This window comes from Kitasatospora sp. NPDC091257 (genome assembly GCF_044757675.1).
Lineage (GTDB): Bacteria > Actinomycetota > Actinomycetes > Streptomycetales > Streptomycetaceae > Kitasatospora > Kitasatospora lactacystinica.
In genome coordinates, this window is sequence record NZ_JBIVVI010000905.1 from 1 (window position 1) to 3,816 (window position 3,816).

The window sequence follows — 3,816 nt, forward strand, 5'->3', positions numbered from 1 at the left end:
GGGCGGCCGACCGGCGCACGGAGGGGCCGTCGGAGGAGTCGGCGGCGCGCCGACGCCTGGTGCTGGCAGGAATCGCGATCGCCGACGCGGAAGGGGTGGCCGCGCTCACCATGCGGCGGCTGGCCGCCGAACTCGGCACCTCGGCCATGTCCCTGTACCGGCACGTGCAGAACCGGGACCAGCTCCTCGCGCTGATGGTCGACGCGGCCTACGCGCAGGCGCCGCTGCCGACCCCGGCCCCGCCGCACTGGCGTTCCCGCCTGGACCTCTCGGCCCGGGCCCAGTGGCGGCTCTACCATGAGCACCCCTGGCTGGCGGCCACGATGAACCTCGCCCGGCCGCTGCTCGCACCGAACGGCATGCGCCACATCGAATGGGCCCTGGCGGCGCTGGAGGGCCTCGGCCTCGACGCCGACACCCGCATGCACGCGGCGGTCTCGCTCTTCGGATTCGTCCGCGGCTGCGCGGTCGACCTCGCGGCGGAGCAGGAGGCGGGTCACGCCAGCGGTGTCACCGGCGATCAGTGGATGCAGGTCCAGGAGGCCCGGATGGCCGCGCTGCTGTCGGACGGCACCTTCCCGGCGTTCACCGCCGCCCGCACCGACCCCGGCCTGGGCCTGTCCGCCGAATCCCTGTTCACCTTCGGCCTCGACCGCCACCTCGACGGCCTGGCGGCCCTCATCGCCACCGCGGGCGACCGGTCGAACCTCGGCGGGACGAGCCGTGCGGTCGTCAATCTCCGGTGAAACCGGTGAAACCTCGCCGAGACGGGACAACAGGGTCCTACGCGACCCTGACCACGTACTTGCCCCGGACGCCGCCCGCCTCCAGCGCCCAGTGCGCCGCCGCTGTCTCCTCCCGGGGGAAGACCGTGTCCACCGCGGGGCTCAGCTTGCCCTCGACCACATGGCGGGCGAGGTCGTCGAAGTCCGCCCGCTTGGGGTCGCCGCTGAAGTAGCGCACCCGGCCGTGTCCGTGGACCGTACTGGCCGCGAGGTGGCCGAACGTCGCAGCGGGCCGTTTCGGGACGTGGCACGCGGCCCGCGTAGAGCACATCGGGGCCGCCGTAGCGGTCGTAGAGCACTGCCTTCATCATGCGGTCGTTCATCGTTCCGCCTTTGCCGCCGGGAGCCGTACGGGATCTGGCACACCTCCCGGCGCCTGGTGGCCTATCCGCTCCAGTCGTTCCGCACCGACACGGCCGACGAACCGCTGCCTCCACCGGCCGTGCTGACACTGCGCAGCCTCCCGATCGCAACGGACAGTTCCCAGCGGCAGCGGCCCTCCAGAGCCTGACACGACACGGAACCTGCCGCGGGGCACGACCGTCGGCCGTGCCGCACGGTGCCGTCCGTGGTGCCGACCGTGGTGCCGTGCGCGCCGCCGTGATCGTGCCCGGAGGTTCTTCCGAACCCGACAGCCGGAAAGCGGCCGTCGTGCAAGGATCGTCGACATGCGGAGCTTTCGGACCGAGGCCGCAGGCCTTGTCTCAGTCGAACGTTCGCAGTTCGGGTTGTGGGAGGAGGACGAGTTCGCCGAGGACGGCAGCTGGTTGGAACTGCCGCTGGCGGCCGGGACTCCGGGAGTCACACTGACCGACGGGGCGGTCAAGGTCCGCAGTTCGATTCGGGAGCACTATGCGGAGGTGACCCTTGAGTTGACCGACCATCCCGTGCGTCCGGAGGGGTTCAGCCTCCTTGCCAGGGTTCCGTACCGGTCGCGGACGGGCCGCATCGACGTGTGGACCCTCTTCTCGGGTCCTGCCGAGGTGGCGTTGGAGTTCGAACTCGAAGGAAAGCCGCGCGATTTCACGCTCAGCGTGTTCTGGGCACGTGCAGCTGATGCGGACGATCGGACGAGCGCGGACCTGCCCCGTGGGGTGGAACGGTTCCGTTTCGCGTTCGCGCCGGCGGCGGCGGCGGAATGAACGGCGACCGTCCCGCCGCCGGCCGTGATCCATCGGGGCCACGACAGGGTCGAGACTCCGCAGGAAGCGCCGGCCGTCGTACGGGCATCGCCCGGCAGGCCCGCCGACGGCAGGTCGGATACCGAACGGTTTGCGGTCCGAGACTGACCTCGGCGGCGGGAGTCGAATACGTTTGAGCGATCACCGACGCCCTGGTTCGGGGGCACAGAGGAGCCGTGGATGCGCCACTCCGAATGTCAGCACGACGCACGTCTGGCCGCCTACGGGACCATTGCCACCCGCCTGTCCCTGGTGAGCGACCGGCGTCTCGGCGAGATCGTGGCATCCGCTCCTCCGGTCGGATCCGGTATCGGCGGCAGGTCGGCGGAGCTGGACATCGACGGGACGCGGGTCTTCGTCAAGAGAGTGCCGTTGACGGACGTCGAGACCCGGCCGGAGAACGTCCGGTCCACGGCGAACCTCTTCGGGCTGCCGATGTTCTACCAGTACGGAGTGGGCTCGGCCGGGTTCGGTGCCTGGCGAGAGCTGGCCGTCCACATCATGACCACCAACTGGGTCCTCGGGAAGGAGTACGAGGGCTTTCCCCTGATGTACCACTGGCGCGTCCTGCCCGACTCTCCTCCCGAGGGCTTCGTGGACGAGTTCGGGGGCATCGACGGCGCGGTCGCCCACTGGGACGGCTCGCAGGCAGTACGCGAGCGCCTGGAGGCCATCGGCCGGTCCTCCCGCAGCCTGGTGCTGTTCTTGGAACACATGCCGCAGACACTCAGCACGTTGTTGCGCGAGCACGGGGCGACCGCGGTGGCCGGCGGCGGCTCCCCCGCGTGGGTGGAGGATGCTTTGGCGCGGGGCACGGCATTCATGAGCTCTCACGGACTCGTGCACTTCGACGCCCACTTCGACAACCTGCTGACCGACGGCCGGCTGATCTGCTTCGCGGACTTCGGGCTGGCGCTGAGCTCGGGTTTCGAGCTGTCAGCAGCCGAGCAGCGGTTCCTCTCGAACCACCTCGAGTACGACCGCGACTGCACCGCGAGCCATCTGATCCACCACCTCATCGACCGCGTCCGGGGCGGTGTCGAAGCAGACGTGTTCCTTCAGAAGTGGATCGCGGGTCGGAGGCCCGAGGCCGTTCCGCCCGAGATCGCTGCGATCGTCGAGCGGCATGCCCGGGCCGGCGTCGTCCTGGACGGCTTCCACCGCCGGCTGCTGTCGGAAAGCAAGCAGACGCCGTACCCCGGTGCCGAGCTCAACCGCGTCGCAGACGCCGGTGAGACATCGCGCTGACGTTCGAGGGAGCGGGCCCCGGCCGCCACGTGTCAGAGAGACGACCTGCGGGCCCGCAGCCACAGGCCAACGGCATCCCTGGGACTCCAGCACCTGGACACTCCGCCCCGGTCGGGAAGGTCACTCGATCCATACCGTTCTTCGTGGGCTGTCCGGGTCATTCGTAAGAGACGTGCGCGTCACCGGATGCTCGGCTGGTCGGTCACCGGTCGCCGCCGGTGTGGTCGGCCTGCGGCGTACCCAAGGTCCGTGTCACGCATCACATCGTTCTAGGTACGACGGCAGGACTCCTGGCGCCCGAGCCAGCCGGTCGCGGCGGTGAGTGACGGATCCCCCTCCTTGCGGGTGTCCACGGCCTCGTCCGGCTCGATCGGCCCCGCGTGGATCCGGCCTGTGCGATCCGCCTCGGCGGCGCCCGTGAGCAGGACGACCGCGCCGTCCGACAACCGGTGCGCGGCGTTGCCGGTGGGCACCCCGTAGGTGCGCGCGCCGAAACTGCGGGTGTCCGGGCGGCCGATGAACGCGATGGTGACGGCCTCGCCCGCGCTGCCCGTGCCCGGGCCGGTGAGGACGGCGACGGGCACGCCCCGCGCCGGGTCCCC

4 protein-coding genes and 1 pseudogene are annotated in these 3,816 nt (G+C 70.6%); 3 read left to right on the plus strand and 2 right to left on the minus strand.

From position 1 onward, the window contains the following. Positions 1-746, plus strand: a 746-nt coding sequence (locus ACIQOV_RS31730) for a TetR/AcrR family transcriptional regulator C-terminal domain-containing protein (protein WP_401054126.1), incomplete at its 5' end; no start/stop codon positions are given. 37 nt (positions 747-783) lie between these two features. On the opposite strand, the pseudogene ACIQOV_RS31735 reads toward ACIQOV_RS31730, so the two are convergent. Then, positions 784-1,023: pseudogene (locus ACIQOV_RS31735) on the minus strand (zinc-binding dehydrogenase); the annotation flags it as partial. A 430-nt stretch (positions 1,024-1,453) separates the two neighbouring features. On the opposite strand from ACIQOV_RS31735, the gene ACIQOV_RS31740 reads away from it, so the two are divergent. After that, positions 1,454-1,927, plus strand: a complete 474-nt coding sequence (locus ACIQOV_RS31740; protein ID WP_401054128.1) for a hypothetical protein — start codon at positions 1,454-1,456, stop codon at positions 1,925-1,927. Between the two features lie 219 nt (positions 1,928-2,146). Then, positions 2,147-3,214, plus strand: a complete 1,068-nt coding sequence (locus tag ACIQOV_RS31745) for a protein kinase family protein (RefSeq protein ID WP_401054129.1) — start codon at positions 2,147-2,149, stop codon at positions 3,212-3,214. Positions 3,215-3,483: 269 nt separating this feature from the next. Here ACIQOV_RS31745 and ACIQOV_RS31750 read toward each other — a convergent pair. After that, on the minus strand, positions 3,484-3,816 hold a 333-nt coding region (locus ACIQOV_RS31750; protein ID WP_401054130.1), incomplete at its 5' end, for a S41 family peptidase.